The organism is Kastovskya adunca (assembly GCF_059505785.1).
On sequence record NZ_JCACLG010000033.1, the window covers coordinates 14,769 to 40,609 of the forward strand.

The 25,841-nt window shown below is 45.2% G+C and carries 23 protein-coding genes; 13 read left to right on the forward strand and 10 right to left on the reverse strand.

Annotated features, from left to right (window positions below; all coding sequences use genetic code 11):
- Window positions 1–54: 54 nt before the first annotated feature.
- Window positions 55–276 (reverse strand): hypothetical protein, encoded by a 222-nt coding sequence (locus tag AC5JR3_RS12970; protein WP_495846591.1) that lies wholly within the window; start codon window positions 274–276, stop codon window positions 55–57.
- A gap of 34 nt (window positions 277–310) precedes the next feature.
- On the opposite strand from AC5JR3_RS12970, the gene pdhA reads away from it, so the two are divergent.
- Window positions 311–1,345 carry a pyruvate dehydrogenase (acetyl-transferring) E1 component subunit alpha gene (pdhA, locus tag AC5JR3_RS12975; RefSeq protein ID WP_495846593.1) on the forward strand — a complete coding sequence of 345 codons (1,035 nt, stop codon included), beginning with the start codon at window positions 311–313 and terminating at the stop codon, window positions 1,343–1,345.
- 363 nt (window positions 1,346–1,708) lie between these two features.
- Window positions 1,709–3,355, forward strand: a complete 1,647-nt coding sequence (locus tag AC5JR3_RS12980) for a DUF1565 domain-containing protein (RefSeq protein WP_495846595.1) — start codon at window positions 1,709–1,711, stop codon at window positions 3,353–3,355.
- 478 nt (window positions 3,356–3,833) lie between these two features.
- Here AC5JR3_RS12980 and AC5JR3_RS12985 read toward each other — a convergent pair whose 3' ends face one another.
- The 4 genes from AC5JR3_RS12985 to AC5JR3_RS13000 form a co-directional block, all read right to left on the reverse strand.
- Window positions 3,834–4,178: a DUF1815 family protein gene (locus tag AC5JR3_RS12985; protein ID WP_495846597.1), complete on the reverse strand. Its 345-nt coding sequence runs from the start codon at window positions 4,176–4,178 to the stop codon at window positions 3,834–3,836.
- A gap of 502 nt (window positions 4,179–4,680) precedes the next feature.
- Entirely contained in the window at window positions 4,681–4,893 is a 213-nt protein-coding gene (locus AC5JR3_RS12990; RefSeq protein ID WP_495846967.1) for a DUF2839 domain-containing protein, read from the reverse strand.
- Between the two features lie 130 nt (window positions 4,894–5,023).
- Window positions 5,024–6,610, reverse strand: a complete 1,587-nt coding sequence (locus AC5JR3_RS12995) for a helicase C-terminal domain-containing protein (RefSeq protein ID WP_495846599.1) — start codon at window positions 6,608–6,610, stop codon at window positions 5,024–5,026.
- Between the two features lie 228 nt (window positions 6,611–6,838).
- A complete protein-coding gene (locus AC5JR3_RS13000; protein WP_495846601.1) occupies window positions 6,839–8,413 on the reverse strand; it encodes a pentapeptide repeat-containing protein in 1,575 nt (524 codons plus the stop codon).
- A 219-nt stretch (window positions 8,414–8,632) separates the two neighbouring features.
- Here AC5JR3_RS13000 and AC5JR3_RS13005 point away from each other — a divergent pair, with 219 nt between their 5' ends.
- The 3 genes from AC5JR3_RS13005 (at window position 8,633) to AC5JR3_RS13015 (ending at window position 12,267) form a co-directional block, all read left to right on the forward strand.
- Window positions 8,633–9,487 (forward strand): prephenate/arogenate dehydrogenase, encoded by an 855-nt coding sequence (locus tag AC5JR3_RS13005; protein WP_495846603.1) that lies wholly within the window; start codon window positions 8,633–8,635, stop codon window positions 9,485–9,487.
- Between the two features lie 250 nt (window positions 9,488–9,737).
- The gene (locus AC5JR3_RS13010; protein WP_495846605.1) at window positions 9,738–11,030 is read left to right on the forward strand and encodes an HhoA/HhoB/HtrA family serine endopeptidase; all 1,293 of its coding nucleotides are present in this window, start codon (window positions 9,738–9,740) and stop codon (window positions 11,028–11,030) included.
- Between the two features lie 397 nt (window positions 11,031–11,427).
- Window positions 11,428–12,267, forward strand: a complete 840-nt coding sequence (locus AC5JR3_RS13015) for a GGDEF domain-containing protein (protein WP_495846606.1) — start codon at window positions 11,428–11,430, stop codon at window positions 12,265–12,267.
- A gap of 480 nt (window positions 12,268–12,747) precedes the next feature.
- Here the strand turns inward: AC5JR3_RS13015 and AC5JR3_RS13020 are convergent, their stop codons facing one another.
- Complete coding sequence (locus AC5JR3_RS13020) at window positions 12,748–13,869, reverse strand: sensor histidine kinase (RefSeq protein ID WP_495846608.1); 1,122 nt, start codon at window positions 13,867–13,869, stop codon at window positions 12,748–12,750.
- Entirely contained in the window at window positions 13,869–14,579 is a 711-nt protein-coding gene (locus AC5JR3_RS13025) for a response regulator (protein WP_495846610.1), read from the reverse strand. Before AC5JR3_RS13025 ends, AC5JR3_RS13020 begins: the two co-directional genes overlap by 1 nt.
- 417 nt (window positions 14,580–14,996) lie before the next feature.
- Here AC5JR3_RS13025 and AC5JR3_RS13030 point away from each other — a divergent pair, with 417 nt between their 5' ends.
- On the forward strand, window positions 14,997–15,293 hold the full coding sequence (locus AC5JR3_RS13030) for a PepSY domain-containing protein (protein ID WP_495846612.1): 297 nt from the start codon (window positions 14,997–14,999) through the stop codon (window positions 15,291–15,293).
- Between the two features lie 48 nt (window positions 15,294–15,341).
- Here the strand turns inward: AC5JR3_RS13030 and AC5JR3_RS13035 are convergent, their stop codons facing one another.
- Complete coding sequence (locus AC5JR3_RS13035; protein WP_495846614.1) at window positions 15,342–16,247, reverse strand: CoB--CoM heterodisulfide reductase iron-sulfur subunit B family protein; 906 nt, start codon at window positions 16,245–16,247, stop codon at window positions 15,342–15,344.
- 270 nt (window positions 16,248–16,517) lie between these two features.
- Here AC5JR3_RS13035 and acpP point away from each other — a divergent pair, with 270 nt between their 5' ends.
- The 5 genes from acpP to AC5JR3_RS13060 all read left to right on the forward strand — a co-directional run bounded on the left by acpP (window position 16,518) and on the right by AC5JR3_RS13060 (window position 21,586).
- The gene (gene acpP, locus AC5JR3_RS13040) at window positions 16,518–16,766 is read left to right on the forward strand and encodes an acyl carrier protein (protein ID WP_495846616.1); all 249 of its coding nucleotides are present in this window, start codon (window positions 16,518–16,520) and stop codon (window positions 16,764–16,766) included.
- Between the two features lie 139 nt (window positions 16,767–16,905).
- The gene (gene fabF / locus AC5JR3_RS13045) at window positions 16,906–18,165 is read left to right on the forward strand and encodes a beta-ketoacyl-ACP synthase II (protein ID WP_495846618.1); all 1,260 of its coding nucleotides are present in this window, start codon (window positions 16,906–16,908) and stop codon (window positions 18,163–18,165) included.
- A gap of 338 nt (window positions 18,166–18,503) precedes the next feature.
- A complete protein-coding gene (gene tkt / locus AC5JR3_RS13050; protein WP_495846620.1) occupies window positions 18,504–20,507 on the forward strand; it encodes a transketolase in 2,004 nt (667 codons plus the stop codon).
- Between the two features lie 339 nt (window positions 20,508–20,846).
- The gene (locus AC5JR3_RS13055; protein WP_495846622.1) at window positions 20,847–21,266 is read left to right on the forward strand and encodes a XisH family protein; all 420 of its coding nucleotides are present in this window, start codon (window positions 20,847–20,849) and stop codon (window positions 21,264–21,266) included.
- A complete protein-coding gene (locus AC5JR3_RS13060; RefSeq protein WP_495846624.1) occupies window positions 21,254–21,586 on the forward strand; it encodes a XisI protein in 333 nt (110 codons plus the stop codon). Before AC5JR3_RS13055 ends, AC5JR3_RS13060 begins: the two co-directional genes overlap by 13 nt.
- Window positions 21,587–21,819: 233 nt before the next feature.
- Here AC5JR3_RS13060 and AC5JR3_RS13065 read toward each other — a convergent pair whose 3' ends face one another.
- Entirely contained in the window at window positions 21,820–22,788 is a 969-nt protein-coding gene (locus tag AC5JR3_RS13065; protein ID WP_495846626.1) for a TIGR03885 family FMN-dependent LLM class oxidoreductase, read from the reverse strand.
- A gap of 692 nt (window positions 22,789–23,480) precedes the next feature.
- Window positions 23,481–23,984 (reverse strand): hypothetical protein, encoded by a 504-nt coding sequence (locus tag AC5JR3_RS13070; RefSeq protein WP_495846628.1) that lies wholly within the window; start codon window positions 23,982–23,984, stop codon window positions 23,481–23,483.
- Between the two features lie 852 nt (window positions 23,985–24,836).
- Between AC5JR3_RS13070 and AC5JR3_RS13075 the strand changes: the two genes are divergently transcribed.
- The gene (locus AC5JR3_RS13075) at window positions 24,837–25,451 is read left to right on the forward strand and encodes a superoxide dismutase (RefSeq protein WP_495846630.1); all 615 of its coding nucleotides are present in this window, start codon (window positions 24,837–24,839) and stop codon (window positions 25,449–25,451) included.
- A gap of 30 nt (window positions 25,452–25,481) precedes the next feature.
- Window positions 25,482–25,817: a hypothetical protein gene (locus AC5JR3_RS13080; RefSeq protein ID WP_495846632.1), complete on the forward strand. Its 336-nt coding sequence runs from the start codon at window positions 25,482–25,484 to the stop codon at window positions 25,815–25,817.
- Window positions 25,818–25,841 lie beyond the last annotated feature (24 nt).

Here is a 25,841-nt window from a genome sequence, read left to right on the forward strand (position 1 = left end):
CACCTTACACGCACAGAGCAACTGAATTAACGTATATTAGCCGATAGTGGTTTTTTAAGCCGCTATAACGCTAGAGTTTTTGCTTTTTGTTTCGGTAGAAGCTGGCTTACTGATGACGTTGCCAGAAAGTGAGCTGTTAGCAATTCTAGCAACACCGTCAAGTTTAGCCACCATGATGAGACAGTTAGATCTTAAACTGACAATGCTGTTTTGACTTAAACCACATTGTTGCTCAACTTTGATGAGTTGATCTAACAAAAGTTGAGTAACAATCACAATTATTGTGTTGCTGCAAGGATACTATAAACTAATGGTTCAGGAACGAACTTTACCTGTTTTTCATGCTAGCGAGAGCCAAATTACCAAAGAAGAAGCATTGCTCCTCTACGAGGATATGATTCTGGGGCGCTTCTTTGAGGATAAATGTGCAGAAATGTACTACCGGGGCAAGATGTTTGGTTTTGTCCATCTCTATAACGGTCAAGAAGCGGTAGCAAGTGGTGTCATCAAGGCAATGCGTCCTGATGAAGATTATGTTTGCAGTACCTATCGCGACCATGTCCATGCTCTTAGTGCTGGTGTACCTGCCAAAGAAGTGATGGCAGAGTTATTTGGCAAGGCGACGGGTTGCAGTAAAGGTCGTGGTGGCTCGATGCATATGTTCTCCGCCGAGCATCATCTTTTAGGCGGTTATGCATTTGTTGCCGAAGGCATACCCGTGGCTACAGGGACAGCTTTTCAAAGCAAATACCGTAGAGAAGCTTTAGGCGATCGCAATGCCGATCAGGTAACAGCTTGCTTTTTTGGCGACGGTGCTTGCAACAATGGTCAGTTTTTTGAGTGCCTAAATATGGCAGCCCTGTGGAAACTGCCGATCCTTTATGTTGTAGAAAATAACAAGTGGGCAATCGGCATGGCTCACGAACGGGCAACTTCTCAGCCAGAAATTTACAAAAAAGCTAGCGTGTTTGGCATGGCTGGCGTGGAAGTAGATGGCATGGATGTACTAGCGGTTTACTCCGCCGCCAAAGAAGCGATCGCACGGGCACGAGCAGGTGAAGGGCCAACATTGATTGAAGCATTAACTTATCGTTTCCGAGGGCACTCTCTGGCCGATCCAGATGAACTGCGCTCCAAAGAGGAGAAAGAATTCTGGTTTACCCGCGATCCCATTAAGAAGCTTGCCGCCCATGTGACGGAACACAACTTAGCAACTCAAGAGGAGCTTAAAACAATTGAGCAAAAAATCCAGGAAAGAGTGAATGAGGCAGTACGTTTCGCCGAAGAAAGCCCTGAACCTGACCCTAGTGAGCTGCGCCGTTATATTTTTGCGGAAGATAACTAAAACCGACTCAATGGCTGATAGCTAATCGCTTTGAAGCCACAACATCAATCCCTACGCTTTGCTATAACTTAGTTACAAAACTCACCCGATTGCCCACAACAAATTCATCGGGTGCAACGTTTTGTGACTAAGTCACTCACTAAACTTGCCATTTGGCTACCCGAAGTTAGACAACGGTACTCAATGCTGTTAATCACACAGAAGGCTCAATAGATGAGTACTTCATCCTTTGTCTTTTTAGCTGTCAGCACGTCTACATGTGGAGCGATTGGTTTTACCACTGCCCAAGAGGCGATCGCAAACTCCTGAATCAAGCTTCTGCTGCTCCCAATGTTCATCAAAAACAAACACCTAACGCCAGCTATGACAAACCAGGGATTTTCCTCTTGTCACCCGATTCATTTTTCCCAACGATTTATGGAATGCTTCCCTGTCCACACCTTGCTATCGGCGCTACTCCTGGTTTCCGGTAGCACTACGGCACTTCCTGTATTCGCTAACCCAGTAACGTCATCCTTAATTGCTCAGACTCCTCCCATAGGAGCCCAAATTATTTATGTCAATCCCAATACTGGCAGCGATACTGCAGGCGCTGGTAGTAGTGAAGCGACACCCGTCCGCACCATCACCTATGCCCTCCAACAAGCCTCATCTGGCAGCACCGTGCAACTAGCGCCCGGTTCCTATACAGCTGATACAGGTGAAGTTTTTCCCCTAGTTGTTAAACGCGGTGTTAGGTTACGGGGCGAACCCTCAACAAAAGGGCAAAGAATGGCTATTATCGGCGGCGGCTTTTATGGTAGCCCCACTTTGGCACGTCAAAACGTAGCAATTCGGGCAGAAAGGGATAGTGAAATTAGCGGCATTACCGCTACTAATCCCAACAGTAGAGGCACCGCCCTTTGGGTCGAATCAACTAACCCAATTATTAGCAATAACACCTTTTCGGGGAGTCAACGGGAGGGGGTGTTCCTCACAGGTACAGCTAACGCCAAAGTAGAGGACAACATCTTTACCCAGAACCAAGGAAATGGTATTTCAGTAGCGCGGGCGGCTACAGGAGAAATCCGCAACAATCTCTTTCAGGACACTGGAATTGGCATTAGCATTGGAGATACTGCCTCAACCTCGATTGTAGAAAATCGCATTTTGCAGAATGTGGACGGCGTTGTCGTTACGGGCACTGCTACTCCTACTCTTCGGAATAACATCATTGAGAGCAACCAGCGCAACGGTGTAGTGGCAACTAGCAGTGCTCAACCAAATCTTGGAACTGCCGATAGTCCTGGTCAAAATCGTATTCGCAATAATGGTAGCTTTGATCTCAACAATGCCACCCGTCAAGGTACTATTGTTGCCGTTGGTAACGATATTGACCAAAGTCGCATTTCAGGTTCTGTAGACTTTGTTGCCGCTACCATCCCAGGTGGAACCTTGCTCGATGTTCAAGGACACTGGGCACAAGCCTATATCGAAGCATTAGCCGCCAGAGACGTTATTGCTGGCTTCCCGGATGGCACGTTTCGACCTAATGAACCCGTTACCCGTGCTCAGTTTGCCGCCATTATTAATAAAGCATTCGCTCCTGCACCTGAGCGAACTGCGATTAATTTTACTGATGTCCGCAATGACTTCTGGGGATATCAAGCGATTCAGACGGCGTATCGCGGCAACTTCCTCTCTGGCTATCCTGACCGAACTTTTCAGCCCAATCAGCGTATTCCAAGGGTACAGGCGCTGGTATCTCTGGTTAGTGGTTTAAAGCAACGCTCTGACAATACCAGCGTTTTGTCGGTCTATAACGATGCAGGACAAGTTCCTAATTATGCGTTGAGTGCGATCGCCGGAGCTACTCAACGACAACTGGTTGTAAACTATCCCAACGTTAATCAGCTCAATCCTAATCGTGAAGCAACCCGGGCGGAAGTAGCAGCTTTCGTCTACCAGGCACTTGTAAATTCAGGTCGGGCAGAAGCAATTCCTTCCCCTTACCTGGTAGCAGCTCCCTAAATTATTTCATCCTTAGTTCAGCTTCGTTTTGACGGTTTTAACGCCAGTAAGCCGAATGTGCCTCCGTTTGGCACATTCCCTTAACAAAAGTGCATGAAAACAGAGAGTGCCAATCCTTCGACGGTGGGGGTTGGCACTCTCCTGTTATTTATCAGGTTTATTATATGGTTAAGGTCTTTATATTGGCTGACCTCATTTGAACTGATACTAATTTCTCAGGAATTTCACTGAATAGTGTGTTTCGTAATATTTTCTTTGTATTTGTTTCTTGATGAATTGTGTAGTTCTGTCACAGCGCGAGCGCGGCACCTTGACCACCCGCTGTTAACGGTAGGAGACACCAGCTATGAAGCTGTGTTCCCAGTGAAGAGCCAAGGCGACTGGCTGTTGCTACTGTTGGCAACAGAGTGTCAAGAAACAGTCTAAGGTAGGCATTAATAGTGAACAGCTAGCCGTCATAGGGAATCATTAGTTGCGCTCAAGCTCGGCTGGTTACAGGTGGACAAAACTCCGACGGTTTGATTTGATATTTAACCAGGTTAGCTAAATCCTGCAATTGGCTGATAGCTTCAGCGCCTTCAAGCTTCATTAGTTCGCGGTCATCTCGCATCTCAGTCCAAGTAATCCCGTAGTCTGACACTAGGAAGCGAATCAGATGATTGTCTCCTAAGCTGACCATAAAAGATGCGCTATTCATTTGACTCCCGCAGGTATAGCAGGAGGCTAAATAGCCTCGGTTCTCTAAAACGATCGCCAGGGCTTGAAGGTTCATTACCAAGTCCTGAACGAATTGACGGTGTTGCTCTGCAAGTCGTATAAACACGTTTTTTCTCCTAGCACCACACCTAATCTTAAACTCTTTATACTTTTTTAAGAATTTAATTTTGAGAACTTAGGCGGGTTAGTTTAAACTACCATAAGCTTGCGAAGAGGTTTCGGCTAGCTTCGCATTAGATTAACTTAAGTTCTCCTCATTCTAAGGTATCAGCAACAACATAATAGGTAGTTCTTGCTGCTGATTGAAGTCTAGTAAAGTCTAGCCAGATTAATACCAGCTTATTTCTGTCCTTAGACAGACTTATCAAAGGATTAAACCTGTTCTAGTAATAGGAATCATTAATATAAAACATCAACTATACTGATGATTCCGGAAACTAAGTTAGCAATTTGCTGCCCCTGAAGTCATGCCTGAGGCAGCAAACAAGCAGAGTAAAGTATCAAAGTTAAATTGAGGATAAAAATATTTTCCTAGACCTCATACCCTACAATCTTTGATTACCGTCAATTCAAACTTTACAGAGCCTAGGTGAAAAAGGGAGGTTTAGTTAATGAACTTTCCACCAGCCAAATGCTGGCCCTACAAATCGAATAGTTAACCAGGCAACTACCATGAGAGTAATACCATACCAGGCTCCTGTAGTTGTCCATTTTACAAACTGCTGACCCTGGCTCTTAGTAAACGGCAGCCAAGGAAACATCCTGGCTTCTTTGCCGTACTTATCTCCTAATGCAGCTTTACGACGCTTGGCTTCACCCATAACCCATTGCCCTAAATAAAAATAGATCATAGCGTCCTTGTCAGACACTGAGGTGAGATTGTTCATGAAATGACAAGTCTTTCTAGGCTAACTTTTCAACATTTAGTAGGTTTTATTTTCTAGCTAAAATCTACAGCCAGTTGTCTTCTGGCAGGGAATTAGGGGAACTAAACCATGTGGCATCCAAGTAGTTGATGCGGGCAAATGGGCTGAGGGCGGATAGGACTTGACGTCCGTAGCTGCGGTGATTAACGCGATTGTCTAGTAGGGCAACAACACCTTGGGATTCTCGTACAGGTGCGATCGCCCGTTGCAGTTCTCTCAAGGCAGCAGGCAGAAGATATAAACGAAACCAGTCCTGACGCCGTTGCTTGTAGTATGCTACTTTGCCTGCGACTAAGGGATCTTCTAAGGACGGGATCGGCAAGGTGGCAATCATCAGTAACTGGGGCGCAGGAAACGCACCGTGATGCTGCCGCCAAAATTCCCAGCCACTGACAAGGATGCCGTTGCCGTCCATCTTTGTCGTTTCGACTTGGACGCGGGAACCGAATTCTGCTGCTAGAACCGCGCCTAGCTGGGCTTTGAGGGGCATATCTCCTACCAAAAGAATTACTGGAGTGTTGAGATTAGCGCCGATCTTTAACAGCATTTGCACTTGTTGCTTCAACATCTCTTGAAATTGTGGCGTGTTGGGCATTGGCAACCTATCCGGCAAATAAAGCTGAATCAATTCTCTTTGTCGATCTGGGGAAAACTTAATGCAAGTTAAGTCACCCAACCCCAGTTGCTGGCGATAAATAGAGGCTGAACGTTCTAAATCAAGTGCCTCACCAATCACTACCACAGGTTGCTGCAACCAAACCTTTTCCAAAGCTGTTGCCACCTCAACGGGGCCACAAAACAGCGAAAATTGCCCTTGGGAACGAGCGATCGCTGCCCACATGAGTTGGGCTGATTCTTGCCACTGGTGCCAAAAATTCTTCCAAGCTATCGGAATGGGTGCAGGAAGCTCACAGAGTTGGGAACCATTGTCTTTAGCGTCCTGTATCGCTAATCTATTCCTCATTCCCAGTTGTTCGTAGAGCGTTTGTAAAATTTCCTGCTCTGGTTTTTCAAGGAGACAGCATTGATAGGGATTCGGTGGATGTTGAAAGATGGCTTTTGTCAGCCTAACGCGGGCATCCCGGATGGCATCAGCTTGATCGGGGCAACGTTGCATCAATTCATCCCAATCAACGGGTTGTAGGCAGGCAGTGAGGCGATCGCGTGTCCACGATTCTAGGTCGTCAGCGCCGTCAATGATCGTGGGAATGCCAGCCGGAAAACGTCCCTGTCCTTCTAATCGGTCTGCTAGCCAGGATTGGGGGGAAGTAATCAATAACCCTTGGAACAGCTCATCAACAAAGCGATCACCAATTGCCACCGCCTTGTCTGTTCCCATCCACGCCTGCAAACGAGGAATCTCAACCTGTAGCAACCACTCCTGAATCAATTCTGGTACAACTAACAAGACAGAGCCTTTCCAGAGCAACGCCGAAGCAAGATAGCTCAGACAGTAACGGCGCTGGGGACTTCCCGTTTGAATTAGAGCAGAACGTTCTAAGCGTAAAGCTCGTGCAACCAAGCGTGCCATGGTGAGATGATGGGGCCAGCTTGGTTCGCCCTGCTTTCTGAGAAAGGTACGTAGGGAGGAATGGACTGTTGCCTCAATCACAATTTTGTGTAGCGCCTAGACGCCCTCCGAAGGTTGAAGCTGGCAGCAGTTGTCTGATAGCAAACACTAGCATTGCAACTGAGTAATGCCATTTTCATTATGGCAAGGACGAATATTGTCCTTGAGGCTGCCTTTAGCTTCTCGTTTTTAAGCTGAAAATAATGTTGAGTCCTGACATGACAGTTCCTTGAGATACCTAGGACTCAAGATTGACCTTAGTGTTCTGGTTTAAACCAAATTCGACGATTTTCCCAAATAATCGAATTTTTTGATAAATTCCACCACTTCACCTATAGGCGGTAGGGTTGATTCTGGCATTAGGTCAGTGCCATTTTTTGGGGGTTTGAGCAAGCTAGATTGATGCATCAGATGCTTGCCGAACCCTGGATGATGATAGACAGTGAGGGTCTGGTCGCTGGAGTTGGCGATCGCTGTCTGTGTAGGAGCCTGAAAGAAGCTCACCGCCTCTGTAACGTTGGAAATAGTTTTGAGGGCTTTAATAGAGCGAACTTGGTCAAGCCCTTGACTAATGGCGGCAATTAATTGCTCAAGCTGTTCGGACTTGATTCCCAAATCCTCTAGAGCTTGAGACTCCAGGGTATTGACTAGAGTCAGGATATTTTGCTGGGTTATTCCCGCATCCTGAAAGGGGAGAATGGCGAGATAAGCAACGCTAAACAGTTGATCATTGCTGTCGATGCGAAAGGTTAAAGCCGTGCGGCGAGAGCTAACTTCAATACTAGGAGTTTGCTTAATGGTGGGGTATTGTTGAGCAATTTGATGATAAGTAGAGGCAAGAACCAGGTTGGCATCAAGGCTTAAAGGCGCATCAATAACAATTCTTACCGTTGGTAGAGTTTCATTAAAAAACTTTTTCGAGCCTTCAGACGTAAAACGAAAGATCTCGCTTTGATCGCCACCAGGGCTTAAATCAATCCATTCACAGGTCATGCCTTCTGTTTTCAAGCCAAACCGAGAAACGGCATACAGCTTTGCCCCTGTCAAAATTGCTCCCGTCAAATCAGCACCAATCCAATCTGCCTTGATTAACCGGGCTTGGGTGAGGTCAGCATGTACCAAGCTAGTGTTAAGCAAATTAGCATTGCTCAAGTCAGCGCCCATTAAGTTTGCGCCGCTTAATTTTGCTTCGCTGAGGTCAGCCCAGCTCAGATTCGCCCCACTGAGGTCAGCCCAGCGTAAATTTGCGCCACTAAGATCGGCTCCACTGAGATCGGCGCGACTAAGATTTGCTTGGCGCAGTTCAGTGTCACGAAGATTTGCGCCCCGAAGGTCGGTGCGGCTCAGGTCTGTACCGTTTACATTTGCCTGCTCTAAGGTGGCGGCGGTTAGGAGAGCACCTCGAAAGTTGGCTTCAGTTAATGTAGCGCCGCTAAGATTAGCTTGTCTGAGGGCGGCTTCTCGTAAATCAGCACCACTGAGATTGGCGCGGCTAAGATTGGCGCGACTAAGTTTGGCGCGAATCAACTCGGCACGAATTAGGGAGGCGTTTTCTAGATTTGCCTCTCCTAAGTCAGCCCGGATCAAGTTAGCGACGTTGAGGTTTGCCCGTACTAATTTTGCTTTGGAGAGATTGGCACCGCTTAGTCTTGCCACATTCAACTTGGCATCAGTCAAATTCGCTTCACTCAGATGGGCACCACTGAGGTTAGCTACACTCAAGTTGGCTCGGATCAAATTAGCACCGCTGAGGTTAACGCCACTTAAGTTTTCTTCAGTGAGATTAACGCCAGAAAAGTCTCTAACTCCTTGTGCATATTTTTTGAGGATTTCCGTAACATTCATGGGGCTACCCTAAACTGACTCCCGATCGATAGGTGAAAACTTGCGCTACTAGACAGTTTGGCAGTTCCTGGTACACGGAGGAGCAAGGAAGGGAGCAAGCTGGTTGGTAGCGACAACCCGGGCATCAACTGGTTAAGACAGTTTTCGCCGCTTAAGTCTTGGCGTTGCATAACAATTAATTTAATGCTTGCATAAGCTTAACTTTGATAGCGCTAGACAATGAATATTGGGATTGTTGGACTGGGGTTGATTGGTGGCTCTTTGGGGATAGATTTACGATCGCTAGGACATCAGGTGTTAGGTGTTTCTCGCAATTCGCTAACCTGCCAACTGGCTATTGAGCGAGGAGTTGTGGATGATGCCAGTGTGAATTTAACGCTCTTGGCAGCTGCTGATGTTGTTTTTGTCTGTACGCCCATTACCGCGATCGCGCCAACTATTCAGCAACTGGTTCCCCATTTAGCCACTGACGCCATCATCACTGATGTTGGTTCTGTCAAAGCTGCTGTCGTTGAGGTTGTTACTCCGCTTTGGCATAACTTTGTGGGTGGTCATCCAATGGCAGGCACAGCGGATAGTGGCATTGATGCCGCTCAGTCTCAGTTGTTTGCCGGAAATCCTTACGTGCTAACGCCTCTAGATACAACGCCCCCGGCTGCTGTCAAAATTGTGGAAGAAATTGTGCGATCGCTCCGTTCCCAGGTTTATTTTTGCCGCCCTGAGGAGCATGACCGCGCCGTGGCTTGGATTTCCCATTTGCCAGTGATGGTAAGTGCCAGCTTAATTGAGGCATGTATGAGCGAATCAGAGACTTCTGTGTTAGAGCTTGCCCAAAATCTTGCCAGTTCTGGTTTTCGAGACACTAGCCGTGTTGGTGGAGGCAATCCGGAGCTAGGAGTGATGATGGCACGTTACAACCACAAGTCACTGTGGCGATCGCTGTTATCTTACCGCCACTGTCTCGACCAGCTGATCACTGAAATTGAGCAGGAAAATTGGCACGCTCTGGAACAACGCTTACAAGATACTCGTAAAAATCGTCCGTCGTTTCTCTCTGAAGACGTTAGAGATTAGCTGTAGAAACGTTCTGTACCAGATCTTTACATCTGATTTCAATCTTGGCTGTAGTGTTCACCACAGCTATATAAAACGGCGAACAACCTTCATAAAAGTGCAACATCCCTGACATCGGAATGTCATAGACGCTAGCTAAATTAAGAGATGTCAAGAAGATTTGCGAATTTCGCTGATCAAAGCTTGATAGCTGGTGCTAGCTGCAATACCGATCTATTAACTCTCTATTTCCTGCTCCCAAGAAGCAATTATGAAAACTGATCAACCGAACCAAGACAACGCTCCTGAACAAACGAATCGTCTAGGTTTTGACAATAATCAATCTGTAACTCGCACCAGCAAGGCTTCTCCATTGCGAAAAGCAGCAACCTATGTTTCTTTAGTGCTGCTTGGTGCTGGGACTGTTGTTTCGGTCAACTCCCTGAACGTACAAAACCCCATCGCTTCCAAAGCCCTATTAGCTCAAACAGTACCCAACCTTGGCATCCCCACTAGAGCAACGGCGATCGCATCGGTAGGAAACACCAACTTTATCAGCGATGTTGTTGAACAAGTAGGTCCTGCTGTTGTTCGCATTAATGCTTCACGAACCGTAGCTAGCAGGCGTCCTGAAATATTTAATGATCCCGCCTTCCGCCAGTTCTTCGGTTCCCAGGTTCCCCAAGGGCCGAGTGAGCGGGTTGAGCGCGGGACGGGATCGGGATTTGTTCTCAACCAAGAGGGACAGATTCTCACCAATGCCCATGTGATTGATGGCGCTGATAAAGTGAGTGTGACGCTGCAAGATGGTCGCAGCTTTGAAGGCACAGTTTTGGGAACTGACTCCGTCACCGATATTGCTGTTGTGAAAATTACGGCAGATAATCTGCCTACCATCTCCTTAGGAAACTCCGATGAACTTAAGCCTGGAGAATGGGCAATAGCGATCGGTAACCCTCTAGGTTTAGATAGCACAGTCACAACTGGCATCATCAGCGCGACTGGTCGTTCTAGCAGCCAAGTTGGTGTCCCAGATAAACGAGTTGAGTTCATCCAGACTGACGCTGCCATCAACCCGGGTAACTCTGGCGGCCCGCTTCTCAATGCCTCTGGACAGGTTATCGGGATCAACACCGCAATTATTCAAGGTGCTCAAGGATTAGGCTTTGCAATTCCTATCAACACCGCACAAAACATTGCTAACCAGTTGATTGCTCAAGGAAAAGTAGAACACTCCTATTTAGGCATTCAAATGGTGCAACTAACACCGGAAATCAAACAGAACATCAACAGTAATCCCAGTGTTGGTTTTCAGATCAATGCCGATCGAGGAGTTCTGATTGCCAGAGTAATGCCGAATTCTCCAGCAGAAAGAGCGGGAATCCGTGCAGGTGATGTGATTCAAAAGATCAATAACCAGGCGATCGCAGATTCTAAAGATGTCCAAAAGTTTGTAGAAAGTAGTAAGGTCGGTAGCAATCTGCCAATGGAACTCAGTCGAGCCGGGAAAACTATTGATTTAGTAGTGCAACCAGGCGCTGTCCCTACGCAACAAAATTCCTAACTAATCCCTAAGTTGCTGTATCGGCAGCAGTTGCCTCGACTAAAATAAAAGTTTCGACAGGTCGATCAGGATGGGTATTTGCCCATCCTTTTTTTTGTTTAAGGTAGAAAAATTTTATCTCCCTGTCCAGGGTGTTACCAAACCAACTTTGTGAGCTAGATAAGCGGTACAGACTCAGCACTTTTACTGGTAAAAGTCCGGATTTTGGAATCGAGACTCTAGCGTAGTTTCCGTTTGTAGTGGCGCGATCGCCTAACAATTCTCTGTAGTGATACGTTCAACTTAACCTAGGGACATACTGTAATACTTCTATAAAGGTTGCCACAAATCCTGAAAAATCGTTGTAATTGCAAAAAAGCGTGACTATAATCTGTTTTAACTAAGCCAAAGATTCCCCATGCCTTTCAGCACTTACTTTGCGAAGTCACCAAAACGCTTGGCGATCTTCGTCGGGGTTATATTGCTACTCTTGCTAGGTTTCTTAGATCATCAAATTTCTGCTGACATTTCTGTTGATATCTTTTATCTATTTCCGGTCTCTCTTATCACCTGGTTCGTTGAGCGTTGGATGGGTTTTCTCAGCGCTACGGGTAGTGTTGCCATTTGGTACTTCGCCAATGAACAACAACTCAACCAACAGTCTTGGCTAGTCGTTATCTGGAATGCGGCATCAAAACTAAGCTTTTTCTTAGCTTTTAGTTACTTATTATCTGCCTTACATCAATCCTTAGAGTCAGGAAAACAACTAGCAAGAACTGACTTGATCACCGGGCTGATCAATAAAAAAATATTTTTTGAATTGGCAAATTTAGAAGTTAAACGAGCTTCTAGATATAGACATCCCTTAACTATTGCTTATATTGATATTGATGACTTCCGCTTAATTAACAATAACTACGGACATCAGGCAGGAGATCGAACCTTACGACAAGTAGCTGAAGTCCTTAAGAACAATATTCGTGAGACAGATTTCGTTACTAGACTAGGAGGAGATAAATTTTTGATTCTTTTGCCAGGTAGTGGATATGAGCCAGCTCAAGGAGTAGTACTGCGATTGCAAAAATGTCTTCAAAAGACAGTAGAAAGACAAAAGCTAGGTACTACCTTTAGTATTGGCATGATCACCTTTCTAGAGCCACCCGAGGCTGTAGATGAAATGCTCGCAAAAGCAGATCACCTAATGTATTCTTTGAAAAATAATGGTAAAAAATGCCTGAAACACATTACTGTAACCTAAAGTAACAAGTTGATATTTTTGTTAGGAGTGATGATTAGGAAATAAATAAGCGATCGCTGCCCCTCCAGACAAAGTAAGCGTGATAACTAACGTAGTTGCCAAAATAGTAGAAAACATTCTAAAACCCTTTCTTTAATTAACCAGCTTTAATTAATTTTTTCTGAAGTTTAGCTCACTCAAGCTTTTGCCAAACCTTATGGTCTTTCAAATTTAGCAAGTTTATATAACATCACTGTGACTTGGGTGTGTCAAAAAGCGAAGTAACTCTTCATCAATCATTAGTTTTTACCAGAAGTAATACCAATATTCTAAGTTTTTACTACAAACAATTTTCTCACTTCCATAAAAGGAAACTGGGAGACGACTCTGTAAGAGTCAAGAAAGAGTTGATGTAATTCACAAAATAAATATTAAACAACTTTACTGCCTTCTATTCTGCCTAAAAGAAGCATTTTATCAGCAATCTCTAACGAACGGCTACTACACCAAAGGTAGATAAAACTTGAATGTACTACCTTTACCAACTACACTTTCTACTTGAATCCTGCCCCCTTGTAGTTCAATCAATCGCTGCGAAATCGCTAGTCCAATACCTGTTCCCCTAGTATTACGGGCACTGGCTTGACCAGCACGCCAAAAACGCTCAAATATGTGAGGTATATCTTCTGGTGCAATTCCTGAACCTGTATCGATAACTGCAATCCACAATCGACGGGCTTCTAACCAAGCCCGAACAGTAATTGAACCTTCCTCTGTATAGGAAATTGCATTTCCTAATAAATTCATCAACACCTGTTCTAAGCGGTCAGCATCAGCCATTACTAAAGGAAGTTTGGATGGACACTCCAACTGTAAAGCTGGACCATCATCAAGTAATTGATCAGAGAATTTTTCTACCAGAGACTTCAAAAAAGGACACACGTTAATCGCTTGAAGATGAATTGGCAGATACCCTGCCTCCGCTTTTGATAATTCTTGCGTATCGTTGACCAGTCGTTGGAGCCTAGTAGTTTCTCTAATAAGTCGCTGATAAACTTCGCTGCTAGGTTCAATTTGACTGTCCGCCAACTCTTCTAAGTATCCGCGAATTACCGTTAATGGTGTCCGCAACTCATGAGTTAAATCTCCAATTAATTCTCGACGACGGCGTTCTACTCCCTCTAGGCTGACAGCCATGCGATTAAAGCTAGCACTGAGTTGGTTAAGTTCAGGAATTTCACTGGGCGGTAAGCGTTCATCAAGCTGTCCAGCGGCAAACTTCTGAGTAATTTGTTCGATTTGAGTTAGAGGTTGGGTAATCCGTTTAGATACCCAGTAGCTGAGTCCACCTGCAGCAGTAGTACCTACAATCACAGCCCAGAAAGTGCTGCGGTTCCAGGCAGTTTCAAATCCTTTCACAAGATAAGTACGGGCATAGCGTAAACTAAATCCCCTTCCCTCTAATTGCTGTAGGTGTAGGACAAACAAGCGGGGCGAAGAAAGCTTACCGACAATCACCATAGTACCAACTGCCACCATCATTACCAGAAGGTGAGAAAGCAGTAAACGCGAGGTTAAGGGTAAGGCTTTTCTCTTACGTGAGCCAACTCTTCTGAATGACATTATTGAGTTACTAAATCTTCAAATTTATAGCCCACACCAATTACTGTTTTAACAAAATTAGGATTGGCTGGGTCAGGTTCAATCTTTTTTCGCAACCGTGCTACATGAGTATCAACGACTCGCTCATCTCCAAAAAAGTTATCTCCCCAAAGCTTATCTATCAACTGAGTACGATTCCAAACCCGATTAGGTTGACTAACAAATGTGCTTAATAAATTAAATTCTAAGGTAGTTAAATCTAGAGCTTCTGACTCTTCAGAATCTAAGTTACGGTAAGCCTGCCGCTGGTCTACATCAACAGTAAAATGGGGAGTACGATAAACCAATGTTTCTCCCCCATGGCGGAGACTACGCCGTAACAATGCTCGAACTCTTGCTACTAACTCTCTAGGGCTAAATGGTTTAACTAAATAATCATCAGCACCAGTTGATAAGCCAATTACTCGATCAATTTCTTCTCCCTTAGCTGTCAACATTAGGATGTAAGGGTCTTTTGCGCCGGGTTTCTGCCGCATACGGGCGCAAACTTCCAGCCCATCCAAACCAGGGAGCATTAAGTCAAGGAGGACAACATCAGGTTGCTGCTCTTGGAATACCTGTAATGCAGATAATCCATCCCGGCAGTGATAGCAGGAAAATCCTTCTCTTTCCAAGGTTGAGGAAATGAGTTGAGCAATTTCTTGTTCATCTTCAACAATTAAAATCTTCATAACTCATTCCGGTTAAATCGTGTCTTTTTATAAAGGTTGTATTTGAGTTTATTCTAAAAGTCTAATTATTAAGATTAATGCGCAAACTATTCCAATTCTTTTGGCAACAAAATATTTTTAAAACTAGATTTGGTAAAATTTAATGTTTATAATTTTAATCAAATTTATGAGTATATTAAAAGACGAATGTGAAGTTTGTACACATTGTTTACCTATTGATGTTTCCGGCGCTTCTATAGTTTCTCCTAGTTGACTAACATTTTTTTGGGTAAATGAGATTGACGGCATAGAACCCAACCCAGACAACACTTTTACTAATCTATTGGTGTCTTGTTGCCACCGACAAATCAGTAAATTAGGGGCTGAGAACTTTTGTTAGCCGATTCAGATCGTTTTTCTGATCTTAAAGGAATTGTCATGAACATTAATTCTAGTCTTCTTCGTCGGCTGCACCGTTCTTTGGCACCGATTATGCTTTTACCCATTCTCCTGACTCTAATTACAGGCTCTCTTTATCAAATCATGCAGCTTACAGACCATAACAGAGGCTTTGGGTGGCTTTTAAGTTGGCATAAAGGAAACTTCGGCATTCTCAACCTGGAAGCAATTTATCCGTTTTTGAACGCGGCTGGTTTACTTACTTTGGCAATTACAGGAATTTCAATGTGGTTTCGGCAGCGTCGTAGGTCGAAGCCGCGTCCTGAAGATGCCTGAGGTTACTGTCTGTTACTAAGTCGCCGTAGCGAAAATAACTGTAACTTCCTACAACCCCAACTTTTCTAGTACAGGTCGCGTTGAGACAATGTGCTTGTCTAATCCCAACTGCTGAGGGCTAATCCCCAACGCTAGAGCAATAAGCTGTGGCAGGTGCAACACGGGTAATCCTAACTGATGCCCAATCACTTTCTCAACTTCTGGTTGCCGAGAATCAAGATTGAGGTGACACAAAGGACAGGGAGTCACTAGGCAATCTGCCCCTGCCTCTATGGCTTCCTGAATGTGCGCGCCTGCCATCTTGAAGGATTGCTGCGGTGCATAGCTAGAAATCGGCCAACCACAACATTGAGTACGTCCCCGATAATATACTGGTGTTGCCCCCACTGCCCGAAAGACATCCTCCATCGACTCAGGATGGAAGGGGTCGTCATAGGGGATAGACTTTTGCGCTCTCAGTAAATAGCAGCCATAGAAGGCAGCACAGTTCAAGTTTGCCAACTTGTGGGTGACTCGTTCTTGTATAGCGTCCAAACCGTAGTCTGTTACCAACGCCCACAACAAATGCTTAACGTCTGTGCTGCCTTGATAGGGTGAACAGCTTTCTTTTTTTAATAGACCATTAATTTGCTCAATGTAAGCCGGGTCTGTGTGTTGAAATTCCTTCAGGCGCTCATCAACATGACCGATTACTCCTTGGCAGGTACTGCAATGGGTCAGTAGGGGCAAATTCAAAGACTCTGCTAAAGCAATGTTACGGGCATTAACTGTATCTTCGAGGAGTTGAGAGTCTTCTTTAAATGTGCCAGAACCACAACAAGATGCTTTTTTGAGTTCCACCAGCTCAATTCCTAGCGCCTGTGTAAGGGCGGCTGTCGATTGATAGAGTTCCCGGCAGGCTCCTTGAGCGACGCAACCAGGAAAATAAGCGTACTTCAGTATTTTGGATGCCATGATTCTTTATTTTGGCTTGCGTAAATCTTGACCTCTTCTTCTATCATCGTTTGCCAATGAGCTTTTAGTGAAATTTCTGGAATCCCTTTGACCTTCAAAATGTGAGCATTTCAACGTTTTTGGTCGTTTATCGGCAACTAAGGCGGGAGTGCCAATTGAAGAAGCGACCATGGCAGCGATGGATGGTTCCTCTTTCCGATAAGATTAAAAAATGCTTAGAACTAGGCAACACTGCTTATAAGGTTCGAGTAATTGGGTTAAGGAAGGCTTATGAACCAAGAAATTTTTGAGAAAGTAAAGAAGATCGTTTGTGAACAACTAGAAGTTGAGTCGGCTGATGTAACACCCGAAGCAAACTTTGCCAACGACTTGAACGCCGATTCTCTAGATGTAGTTGAACTGGTGATGGCGTTGGAAGAAGAGTTCGATATTGAAATTCCTGATGAGGCAGCCGAGCAAATTGCTACAGTACAAGCTGCTGTAGACTACATCAGTGGGAAGGTTACTGCCTCTGCGTAGAGGTAGGGATTGAGTGTAAAAATAAGGGCATTAGCGAGCGGTATTAGTCTAGCTCTGAGGATCTAAACTCAAGGCTCTTAAGCCTAATGCCTTCTTTAGTTTTATGTTATGGGCGATCGCGCCCTATCTTACTGCCATCATGACGAATTCTGAACTGAAGCGTGTTGTGGTTACTGGCCTCGGTGCGATTACACCGATAGGCAACACCTTAGAAGAGTACTGGGAAGGGTTGCTCAGTGGGCGTAATGGCATTGGCCCAGTTACTTTGTTTGATGCGTCCCGGCATAATTGTCGGATTGCTGGTGAGGTAAAGGGTTTTGACCCTCATCTCTATTTGGAGCGCAAGGAAGCCAAACGCATGGATCGATTTGCCCAATTTGGAGTGTCGGCAAGTAAACAGGCGCTTGCAGATGCCAACTTTGTGATCAATGACTTGAATGCAGAGCAGGTGGGGGCAATCATCGGTACGGGAATCGGTGGTTTAAAGGTTTTAGAAGACCAGCAAGAAATCTATCTGACGCGAGGGCCAGACCGCTGTAGCCCATTCATGATTCCCATGATGATTGCGAATATGGCAGCGGGTTTGACGGCAATTCATACAGGTGCTAAAGGGCCAAATAACTGCACGGTTACGGCTTGTGCGGCTGGTTCTAATGCGATTGGCGACGCTTTTCGCTTAGTGCAGCGTGGCTATGCTCAGGCAATGATTTGTGGTGGGACAGAAGCAGCGGTAACTCCCTTGTCGTTTGCAGGCTTTGCCTCTGCCCGGACGCTTTCAACGCGTAATGACGACCCGGCTCATGCTAGTCGCCCCTTCGACCGCGATCGCGACGGGTTTGTGATGGGAGAAGGAGCTGGAATTTTGCTCTTAGAAGAGCTAGAACATGCTCTAAGCCGAGGGGCAAAAATTTATGCAGAAATTATCGGCTATGCCATGACCTGCGATGCCTACCATATGACCTCTCCCGTTCCGGGTGGGGAAGGTGCAGCCAGGGCAATTCAACTAGCGATGAAGGATGCTGGAATTGCACCCGATCAGGTGGATTACATCAACGCTCACGGCACTAGTACTGCTATGAATGATGTCACCGAGACCGCAGCTATTAAAACGGCCCTAGGTGAGAGCGCTTATCAAGTTGCCATCAGTTCTACCAAGTCCATGACTGGGCATTTATTGGGAGGTTCTGGTGGTATTGAAGCTGTAGCGACAGCTATGGCGATCGCCAACGACAAAGTCCTGCCGACGATCAACTTAGAGAATCCTGATCCGGGGTGCGATCTGGACTATGTGCCTCATCAAAGCCGTTCTCAAACTGTCAATGTTGCCCTTTCTAACTCGTTTGGATTCGGTGGTCATAACGTTACGTTAGTGTTTAAAAAGTACAACCCAGCTAACTGACTTTCTACACCGAGAGCAGCAGACTAGTGACCTAACCCCTAATTTTAGGGGTTCAGAACCTGTGAAATACTGTAGATAACATCTCTACAACCCGTTAATACTATTAAAATAGACTGCTAGAGAGTGATGGCGTGATGAGTGATGAGTTATCGGGTGAAGATGCTCTGATTCAACGCTCAAAATATGACTAATGCTTATTCTCTAGCCTTGCTCATCGATTCCGCTAATGGGATGATGGGTGATAGTCTTTGGGCAACCGAGAGCCATTGAGTATTAACTCACAAAAGATCTTGCGTTAAACCTGAGTTCACACTGTAGTCATTAAATAAATAGAAGTTATGGCCGTTGCAACCCAATCTCTCGAAGAACTTTGTATTAATTCCATTCGTTTTCTGGCAATTGATGCCGTAGAAAAAGCAAATTCCGGTCATCCAGGGCTGCCAATGGGAGCGGCTCCGATGTCTTTTGTGCTCTGGAACCGCTTTATGCGGATAAACCCCAAAAATCCTGGCTGGCACAATCGCGATCGCTTCATTCTCTCGGCGGGTCACGGCAGTATGTTGCAGTATGCCCTGCTCTACCTGAGTGGATATGAGGGCATGACAATTGAAGACCTCAAGCAGTTCCGGCAGTGGGAGTCAAAAACTCCAGGACACCCGGAAGATTTTATGACCGAAGGCGTCGAAGTGACAACAGGTCCCTTGGGGCAAGGCATTTCTAACGCTGTCGGTATTGCTGCTGCTGAAGCACACTTTGCGGCTCGATTCAATAAGCCAGATTTATCGATCTTTAACCATTACACCTATGTGATTGCCAGTGACGGCGACATGATGGAAGGTGTGGCTTCAGAAGCTTGCTCTTTAGCAGGACACTGGGGCTTGGGCAAGCTGATCGTTCTCTATGACGACAACAAGATCTCCCTTGATGGCGACACCGATATGTCCTTCACCGAAGATGTCGGCAAGCGCTTTGAAGCATATGGCTGGCATGTAACAGCTGTTGAGGATGGCAACACTGATCTTGAGGCAATTGCTCAAGCGATTGAAGAGTCCAAGGGAGTCACGGATAAACCCTCACTAATCAAAGTCCGGACAACTATTGGCTACGGCTCTCCTAATAAAGCCAATTCCCACGACTCCCACGGTGCAGCTCTTGGTGCTGACGAAGTGAAAGCTACCCGCGATCAGCTAGGTTGGCAATACGAGCCGTTTGAGGTTCCCGAAGATGCCCTCAACCATTGGCGCAAGGCAGTCGAACGCGGCGCTAAGTTGGAAGACGAGTGGAATCAGCTTTATGGTAAGTACAAAGAACAGTACCCCGAAGAAGCGGCAACCCTAGAGCAAATGTGGAGCAAAAAGCTCCCTGAAGGTTGGGACAAGTGCCTTCCCACCTACACTCCAGATGATAAAGGAGATGCAACGCGGAACCATTCTGGTAAATGCTTGAATGCGATCGCCGAAGTTGTTCCTCAACTGATTGGCGGTTCTGCTGACCTTTCCACCTCCAACAAAACTCTATTGAAGTCTTCTGGTAACTTCCAGAAAGGTTCTTACGAGCACCGCAACCTCTGGTTTGGGGTACGAGAGCACGGAATGGCCGCAATTTGCAATGGTCTGGCGACTCATGGTGGCTTAATTCCCTACTGCGCCACCTTCTTGACCTTCACCGACTACATGCGTGGATCGATGCGCCTCTCAAACTTGGCGCGTGCGGGTGTCATTTATGTCATGACCCACGATTCTATCGCTCTGGGTGAAGATGGTCCTACCCACCAGTCGGTTGAACATTTTGCCTCCCTGCGTGCCATTCCTGAAATAGTGGTAATGCGTCCCGCTGACGGTAACGAAACCTCTGGAGCTTATAAAGCTGCTGTTGAAAACCGTCGTGGACCCACAGTAATCGGACTTTCACGGCAAAATTTGCCGAACCTCGCGGGTAGTTCAATTGAAGGAACACAGAAAGGTGCTTACATCCTCTCAGACAGTGAGGGTACTCCTGATATCATTTTGATGGGTACAGGAAGCGAAACCCAACTCTGTGTGAAAGCTGCCGAAGAGCTACGCAATCAAGGTAAGAAAGTCCGCGTTGTTTCTATGCCTTCATGGGAACTATTCAATCGGCAAGATGAGCAGTATCGCGAATCAGTCTTGCCAAAAGCGGTTAAGAAGCGCATCTCTGTGGAAGCAGGTATTACCTTTGGTTGGCATCGTTACGTTGGCGATGAAGGAATCGCTATTGGTATCGATCGCTTTGGTGCTTCCGCTCCCGGAAATGTCTGCTTAGAGAAGTTTGGCTTCACGGTAGATAACGTACTTGCTAAGGCAAAGCAATTGCTAGGCTAATATCGAATCATTGATGACTTGCAAGGTGGGCCCAAAAGCTCACCTTTTTTTATTAGCAATTGATCGAACGCGATCGCCCGAAGCTGATGAATCTACTTGATAAGAACAGCCCTAATTAGCGGCTAGTAAAGCTTTCTTTTTTCAGAGATTCCCGAAGGAATCGCGTTGCGAATCGCGGGTAATACAGCTCCAACAGCGAATCACCCAAAAGCATTTAAAGGCAAGTGACACTCTACAAGAAGACACAGCCTACCTGCCTCAATTATTTTGCAAACAGATGGCTCAGAAAATCGCCCGACAACTTAGAATAGTGGCTACGAGGGTATTGAGAAGTCCCAAATGTCTACCAAGGATGTCTTCCACAATGTAGTTCGGTTAGCCCTAGAAAAAGATGGATGGGTGATAACAGACGATCCACTTTATCTCAAAGCTTCTCCCAAAATTGGGATGTACATTGATTTGGGGGCACAAAAGCTGTTAGCGGCTGAACGGAATGACCAGAAAATAGCCATTGAGATCAAGAGTTTTCTGGGACTTTCAGCAATTAATGAGTTTCACTTGGCTTTGGGTCAATTCTTAAATTATCGATTGGCATTGGAAAAACTAGAGCCAGAGCGAATGTTATATTTAGCGGTTCCAGAAGATGCCTACAGTGAATTTTTTACAGATGAGTTTATCCAGCAAGCAGCCGAAGCGTATCACCTAAATCTAATTGTCTTTAATCCTGTACAGGAGACGATCGTACTATGGAAAAATTAGACTATAGCCAATTGATCAAGAATCTATTAAAAGAACACGCAAAATACCCATTAAAAGAAGAATCTATCGAAAAACAACTCATTTTTAATACTGAAAATGACCACTATCAACTAGTGCATATTGGCTGGCAGGACGAAAAGCGAATTTATGCTTGCCTAATCCATATTGATATTAAGGATGGAAAAATTTGGATTCAACGGGACTTTACTGAAGCAGGGATTGCTCAACAATTAGTTGAACAAGGTGTGCCAAAGTCAGATATTGTCTTGAGCTTCCGATCGCCATTTGTCAGGAAATTTAGTGAGTTTGCCATTGCCTAGCTAGGAAGCACAATCGGTCATGTTAAAGTCGTTGATGACTAACTGACAGTCGTTACCAAACAGCGCTCGCCAAATTCGATTTCGTACCGTACCACCCGCCAACCACTAGGGTGAGGAGGTTGAAAAATGCGATCGCACTCCGCCCACGGCAGTTATGCGATCGCCAATAATAATCCTCTAGCTGTATTGCTACGGCAATACAGTACAAAATACAAAAACCTACATACTAGGCTTTAGCTTATCTTTGCCAAAACAGGAAGCACCTTTTCCCCAAAAGTTTCAATAAACTGTTGTTGCTCTCGATTGACATTGTGCAGGTAGAGTTCGCTGAATCCTAGGTCTATGTACTTCTGCAACCACTCAATATGTTGTTCTGGTTCGGCTGAGATCCGCACAGATTCGTGCATATCCTCCGGTTTAACAAACTTTGCTGCTGCATCAAATTGTTTGGGAAGCCGAATATCTGACAAGACAAGACTGGCAAAGATGTTTGTGCGCCACTGATCGTAGGCTCCCTGGAGTGCGGCTTCCTCAGTTTGTGCGTAGGAAAGTTGCACCTTTAGGTACATCGGCTTGCCCTCTCCCCCACCTCGACGGAAGGCTTCTACAACTTCTCGAAGTTTCTCGTAGGGGTGGGAGACAGTAATCAGCCCATCTGCCCATCCTCCCACCCACTCTGCTGTTTGGGGAGTAATCGCGGCTCCAATAATCAGAGGGGGAACCTCAGGACGCGTGTAGAGTTTAGCTTCTTCCACTGTCACTAGACCGTAATGAGTCACCGTCTCTCCTGCCCATAAAGCGCGGATCACGTCAACGCATTCTCGTAAGCGCTGGTTTCGGTCACCTTTAGCCGGCCAACCTTCCCCGGTAATTTGCTCATTGAGTGCCTGACCACTTCCTAGAGCTATCCAGAAGCGTTGAGGAAACATTTCCGCTACAGTGGCGGCAGCTTGAGCAATAATTGCGGGGTGATACCGTTGCCCTGGAGCATTCACGACCCCAAACGGTAAGTTAGTGACTTGCATGGCTGCGCCTAGCCAAGACCAAGTGAAACCGCTTTCTCCTTGACGCTCGCTCCAAGGATAAAAATGGTCAGAGGAGAGAACAGCGTTAAATCCAGCTTTTTCGGCAGCTTGAACGTACTCTACTAGCTTACTCGGCTTGAATTGCTCATGAGAGGCGTGGTACCCAAACTTTGCCATAACAGTTCCTTGAATAATGCTGTTTTAAAAATCACGATGGTGCTTGGCACATGCCACGCTGACGCATGAACAACTGCACAATTAATAAGCGGTAAGCGGGAATATAGCCCACCGTTCTAGGCAAAGCCATGCTGTAGACATTTGCTCTCTACTATTTATATTTAATCGCTTGGCTGATTAGATATTACCTGCGACATAAATTGCAGAAGTTCTAAGGTGGATGTCAGACGTATCTTCTCGACAGCATACATGTTGACTTTCTAAAGGTAGTCTTGTCCAAGAATCGGAAAGTACTATCGGCAAAATCGTCAATCTAGACTACGCGGGTAAAAAGATGACAATGAAATACCCCTATCTGGGGACACCGCGAGTATTCGTATCTAAACCTCTAAAATAAAGCGCTGCGATCGCAATTTCAGCGTAACTACATAACCTACTGAATTCACAATAGTTGCTGACAAATTTCTTCTACCTTTAGGTGAAGCAATTGTTTCTATAGCAACATAAATTACCTCGGAGCTAAGTCAACTCAGCTTGCTGAAGGAAAGCAATGGTGACTTAGCGTAACTCCTATTTAAGAGTTTCCTTAGTGAAATGCCAGTTTTTCAGTGCCAGCAAATTACCTTACAGCATAAAAAATGCTAGGAGATTAACGGTATGATAGTCTCCCAGCAAATAATTAAAGAGAAAGATTACTTTTCTTCAACATACATTTCTGGTTCAACAGCTACATTGTCTAGTCTGCCAGCTTCGTCGAGAACATATCCACCAGTTGTCTCCATTCCTGAACCTTCTTCTTGCTCCTCTAAGGCTTTTACTTCTTTGACGTTTTTTTCCACATCAACGTTAGAAGGAATGACTTCTTCAGGGTCGTTTACGCCGATTGTTTGTGCCATTTGAACGCCGTAGTGGTTATTACCTGGAGCACCTCTACCCGGTTCAGCTTCTTTAGGATCTTCTGGTAAATTTTGTCTGGTTTCTTCAGTCATAAGATGAATCCTCTGTATATTTTTAAACAAGCTTCCATAGCCTGTAGCAGAATAATTGAGATTGCCTACAGACGAATGTATTGTTTGAACCTCTAAGTTCCCTACGAAGATAACTCGATTTGTACCATTCTTGACTCTTTCGTGGGTATTAGATTTACTAAGCAGCGGAGATTTATCAAACAGCGGAGGGGAAGATTTATAGCCCATCCTTCAGGCTTTAAAGGGGAGTTTTTGCTAGAGGGTTGCAGCTCTAATGGAACTGTAGTACTGCCTGCGATCGCTTCTCTAACAGCAGCTCGGTACTTTCGTTAAAACACAGTGCAACCTCTTCACAATCTCTGCTTCCGTATGTAGAAAATTTGGTAAGGGTTGTAGCCTCGTGGACTAAGAGGCTTTGAGTAGAAAAAGCGTGATCGCCACCTACACTACCCTCTTAACCTCCTACCACTGCTTTGAAGAAAAATGGTATTTTCTACAAAATTCTGATTTCATGTACGTGATAAATCTATTTCAAAAGATGGATGACAAATTTTCATTTTGTAAAAACTTTACTTGTCCACAATGCCGTAGGAAGTAAACGTGTCACGAATTAGGTTTAGGTTAAGCTGCCTGCTGTTTTTAATTTAGCCTTTTACTACCTACATAAATTGTTATTCTACAGTGTAACGAATTTGACTTATTAATTATTTTAATATCTATTGTTTTTATGTGAAATAGCACTTATGCTTTCGCGGCAATTATTTATCAATTTCCAATTGTAAGTCAGTTAAATCTTAACGTTTTCTCTATATTTTAGAATCAACAGATTTGCTTCCGTTCTTTATTCATGAGCGACAGTATTTAGATAAAAATTTGTAACATATTTATCTGCTGAGGTTACGGCTCGAAAGAAGGAGATTTCCTGCGTCAAAAGGGAGAAATAAGTGTATATTTGCCTATATTCGGGCATCGCATATACACTTAAAATTTGAAAGTAGCAAATTGGCAAGGGTAGACATCTGGTGTGCCAGAACCCGATCGCCAGTTTGGCTATTTAGTAGTAACGAAGAAAAAAGACTTATGTCACACGAATTACCATCTTTACCGTATAGCTTTGACGCTTTAGAACCTTATATCGACGCCCAAACGATGCAGCTTCACCATGATATGCATCATCAGGCTTATGTAAATAAACTCAATGCGGCACTGGAAAAGCACTCTGAGTTACAAGGCAAAAGCCCTGAAGAACTGATTCGCGACCTCAACAACCTGCCGTCTGACATCATGACTGCAGTGCGTAACAATGGTGGCGGTCATGTGAACCACTCGATGTTCTGGACGATCATGGCTCCTAATGCTGGCGGAGAACCTACAGGCGCGATCGCTGAAGCGATTAGTGACACCTTTGGGGACTTTGAGAGCTTTAAGACGAAGTTCAATGATGCTGGTGCTACTCAGTTTGGTAGTGGCTGGGCGTGGTTAGTCCGCAATAGCGGTGGCAAATTGGAAGTGATTAGTACTCCCAATCAAGATAGCCCTCTGACCGCTGGTCACTTCCCTATCATGGGTAACGACGTTTGGGAACACGCCTACTACCTCAAGTACCAAAACAAGCGTCCTGAGTACCTAAAGCAGTGGTGGAACGTCGTTAACTGGAACGCCATCAACGATCGCTTCCAAATGGCAAGCCGTTAAACATTGCCAATTGTGGGGCGCAGCCTTTTTGTGGTTGCACCTCATACCAATAAGTTAGGGGCGCACGGTGACACAACCGTCGCCCTTTTTTGTCACCCCGACAGGAAAAATACCTATCGACCTATCTACCTACCACCTGTGATGAGTGACCAAAACCACCAAGAGCTAATCGACAGAGTTATTGAACTGGAAACAAAATTCACTGCTTCTCTAGATGCGATCGCTCATTTACTCAAAGCCGTAGATCATCTCCGTGCTAACGACACTCAGGGTGTTTTTGACTTAGATTTAGCTAGACACGCACTGAACGAAGCGGGATATCAGGAAATTGACCCAGCAACTGATCCTCAAAACTGGCAAAGCTGACAGTTGCGTTCAATTCTTATCGGC

Coding starts and splice junctions, on each gene's coding strand:
- AC5JR3_RS13020 (WP_495846608.1), bottom strand. CDS start 13,869: ATGTCATTCAGAAGAGTTGGCTCACGTAAGAGAAAAGCCTTACCCTTA.
- AC5JR3_RS13015 (WP_495846606.1), top strand. CDS start 11,428: ATGCCTTTCAGCACTTACTTTGCGAAGTCACCAAAACGCTTGGCGATC.
- AC5JR3_RS13060 (WP_495846624.1), top strand. CDS start 21,254: ATGGAAAAATTAGACTATAGCCAATTGATCAAGAATCTATTAAAAGAA.
- AC5JR3_RS13000 (WP_495846601.1), bottom strand. CDS start 8,413: ATGAATGTTACGGAAATCCTCAAAAAATATGCACAAGGAGTTAGAGAC.
- pdhA (WP_495846593.1), top strand. CDS start 311: ATGGTTCAGGAACGAACTTTACCTGTTTTTCATGCTAGCGAGAGCCAA.
- AC5JR3_RS13065 (WP_495846626.1), bottom strand. CDS start 22,788: ATGGCAAAGTTTGGGTACCACGCCTCTCATGAGCAATTCAAGCCGAGT.
- AC5JR3_RS13075 (WP_495846630.1), top strand. CDS start 24,837: ATGTCACACGAATTACCATCTTTACCGTATAGCTTTGACGCTTTAGAA.
- AC5JR3_RS13055 (WP_495846622.1), top strand. CDS start 20,847: ATGTCTACCAAGGATGTCTTCCACAATGTAGTTCGGTTAGCCCTAGAA.
- AC5JR3_RS13025 (WP_495846610.1), bottom strand. CDS start 14,579: ATGAAGATTTTAATTGTTGAAGATGAACAAGAAATTGCTCAACTCATT.
- AC5JR3_RS12980 (WP_495846595.1), top strand. CDS start 1,709: ATGACAAACCAGGGATTTTCCTCTTGTCACCCGATTCATTTTTCCCAA.
- AC5JR3_RS13010 (WP_495846605.1), top strand. CDS start 9,738: ATGAAAACTGATCAACCGAACCAAGACAACGCTCCTGAACAAACGAAT.
- tkt (WP_495846620.1), top strand. CDS start 18,504: ATGGCCGTTGCAACCCAATCTCTCGAAGAACTTTGTATTAATTCCATT.
- AC5JR3_RS12990 (WP_495846967.1), bottom strand. CDS start 4,893: ATGGGTGAAGCCAAGCGTCGTAAAGCTGCATTAGGAGATAAGTACGGC.
- AC5JR3_RS13005 (WP_495846603.1), top strand. CDS start 8,633: ATGAATATTGGGATTGTTGGACTGGGGTTGATTGGTGGCTCTTTGGGG.
- AC5JR3_RS13070 (WP_495846628.1), bottom strand. CDS start 23,984: ATGGGCTATAAATCTTCCCCTCCGCTGTTTGATAAATCTCCGCTGCTT.
- AC5JR3_RS13030 (WP_495846612.1), top strand. CDS start 14,997: ATGAACATTAATTCTAGTCTTCTTCGTCGGCTGCACCGTTCTTTGGCA.
- AC5JR3_RS13035 (WP_495846614.1), bottom strand. CDS start 16,247: ATGGCATCCAAAATACTGAAGTACGCTTATTTTCCTGGTTGCGTCGCT.
- fabF (WP_495846618.1), top strand. CDS start 16,906: ATGACGAATTCTGAACTGAAGCGTGTTGTGGTTACTGGCCTCGGTGCG.
- acpP (WP_495846616.1), top strand. CDS start 16,518: ATGAACCAAGAAATTTTTGAGAAAGTAAAGAAGATCGTTTGTGAACAA.